Annotated in this window: 2 protein-coding genes; both read right to left on the reverse strand. The window is 56.8% G+C overall.

The genetic code is table 11. From position 1 onward, the window contains the following. Positions 1 to 194: 194 nt before the first annotated feature. Positions 195 to 1,142, reverse strand: a complete 948-nt coding sequence (locus BP737_RS05470; RefSeq protein ID WP_292409809.1) for a calcium-dependent protein kinase — start codon at positions 1,140 to 1,142, stop codon at positions 195 to 197. A 15-nt stretch (positions 1,143 to 1,157) separates the two neighbouring features. Continuing rightward, positions 1,158 to 1,925, reverse strand: a complete 768-nt coding sequence (locus tag BP737_RS05475) for a DUF6345 domain-containing protein (RefSeq protein ID WP_342685994.1) — start codon at positions 1,923 to 1,925, stop codon at positions 1,158 to 1,160. Between the last annotated feature and the right edge of the window lie 138 nt (positions 1,926 to 2,063).

Genomic DNA, 2,063 nt, shown 5'->3' on the forward strand with positions numbered 1-2,063 from the left:
CCAGGTTTTATCTGAGGGGTCTTATAATTATAGGATCACCTCAGAGATAGACCGGACCCAGGGAAACTATGGTCTCCGGGGTTATAAGAACCGCCTGAGTAAAGCCGAATCCGGTCATACCGGTGCTCCGGGGTCTTCGTTCATGGATGGTGCCCGGCTACAAACATCCAAAAATATGAGAGGGGAAGCAGGCTTCACCGTTTTCCCTCATCGGCAAAGACATATTCGACATACGGCTCCTCTACACCGTCCCGGAGCGCGGTTCCGGAAAACGCATAAACCGGCCGGACCTGATCCTGCACGAAACCCCTTGGCTCCATCCAGTAACCAATTGTGATATTCTCGATCGTGATCTGGTCGTACTCTTGCCCCGTGTGAGGGCGGACAGTCCGTGCTGCACGAAGATCCTCATACGCCTCCTCGGGAGACCGGAGGCTGACATTCCCGTCCAGTTCCACCTCCCGCCAGGTCTTCACGAGCCCAACGACCTCCCCGCCGTCGCCCAGGATCGCCGCGAATTCGTCGTCGCCATAGACCGGCAGCCCGTCGAGCGACCGGCCGAACCTGACTGCCTTGGTGACGTCGTACGACACCTTCGGTTCGGTGGCACCTGCTTCCCAGATCTCCTGCTTCTGGTTCACCTCGGTCTTCACGACCTGGGCGTCCGGCGACCACATACCGGTCTTCTCAAGGAATGCGAGAGCAACCTTCTCCGCCTCCGCGTCCGAGGGAAGGTCAGGTTGCTCGGTCACTTCGGTCGGGAACTCTTTGTCAAGGATGTGGTAGGCAACGGCGCCGGAATGTGCATACACCGACATGTGCTCCTCCGGTTCCTTCGAGGTGTCGACAAGGAGGAACTCCCCGGTCACCTCGCTGACCGCTTTCGGTTCTCCCGAGAGCCCGAACCGTTCCGCAATCTCCCGAACCTGCTCTTTCGTGACGGTGACCGGAACCACCCGGTAGAGCGTATACGAGCCCTGCACTTCCGGGAACTCTGCAGCGAGAGAGTACGTACCTTCACCCGCACCCGCCACGGCGGGGAGAGGACTCACCGGAGCCTGACCAGGACCAAGAACCCACATGCACCCGACTGCGAACGCCAGAGCGAGACAGACAAATGCACCAACCATTTTTAGTTCCATAACGAAGACCTCAATTTAGTTGCACTGGAATAACCACCGGTAGATCTCACTGTCAACAGGTGGATCGGCGATCACAGATCCCTCTCCCCAGATGCGATCATCACCGCAAGCGGCGTTCTCACCAATGGTCCCTATCCAAACGTCGTTTCCGTGGGTCTCATCCAGCCCAAAATACCACGCGTGACGTACCTTATAATTGTTAAAGAGCTTGTTTGCGACGGCCGCTCCATCCTCGGCGTAGTCGTAGCCGACCGTGTCGAACCCGCAAACCAGATGAGCACCATTTAAGGCCCAATGCGGCCACGCTTTGAATTCTCCGGGAATCTGGGTAGTATGACACGAATGTAGCAAGATCCATTCCAGATCCTGATCACCCCAGTTGCAGTCATGAAAATACACCCAGGCGAGAACAGGCAGGAGACCATCCAGAAGAATGAAACTGTCGTCACCGTGTCCTGCCCAGAAGACAAGGTCCACGCTATCGACATGGGCTGCATCCGAATCCCAGTCCCACCGCTGGGTGTCTCTATCCCAATCGCCTATGTAGAAATTACACCCCCACCCGGCATTATCGAACACTTCATAGAAGCCCTCGGCAATGGCGGGCGAGTTTGGCAGGTTGTTCCTGGTATTATAAATCTGTTTGTACTCCACACCAAATTCCGGGTAGATCGCGTCGGAATCGTCGCCCATCCCGGCGCTGACCGGGATTACGCATGCTGTTCCTACGAAAACCGTTACCAGGAGCATGAAGAACGCCCATGCTCCAATCTTTCCATTCATGTTTTTCCTCCATTCTCGTTCGCCGGAGGACGGAAGAGGCACGCATGTTAAGGAGGTGATCCCGAAACACCTCAGCCGGGAAGGGGGCATCCCCCTCCCGATCCCTCCCCCGCGTGGCGATACCCAGAGAGGAGCCGT

This window comes from Methanoculleus sp. UBA291 (genome assembly GCF_002499755.1).
Lineage (GTDB): Archaea > Halobacteriota > Methanomicrobia > Methanomicrobiales > Methanoculleaceae > Methanoculleus > Methanoculleus palmolei.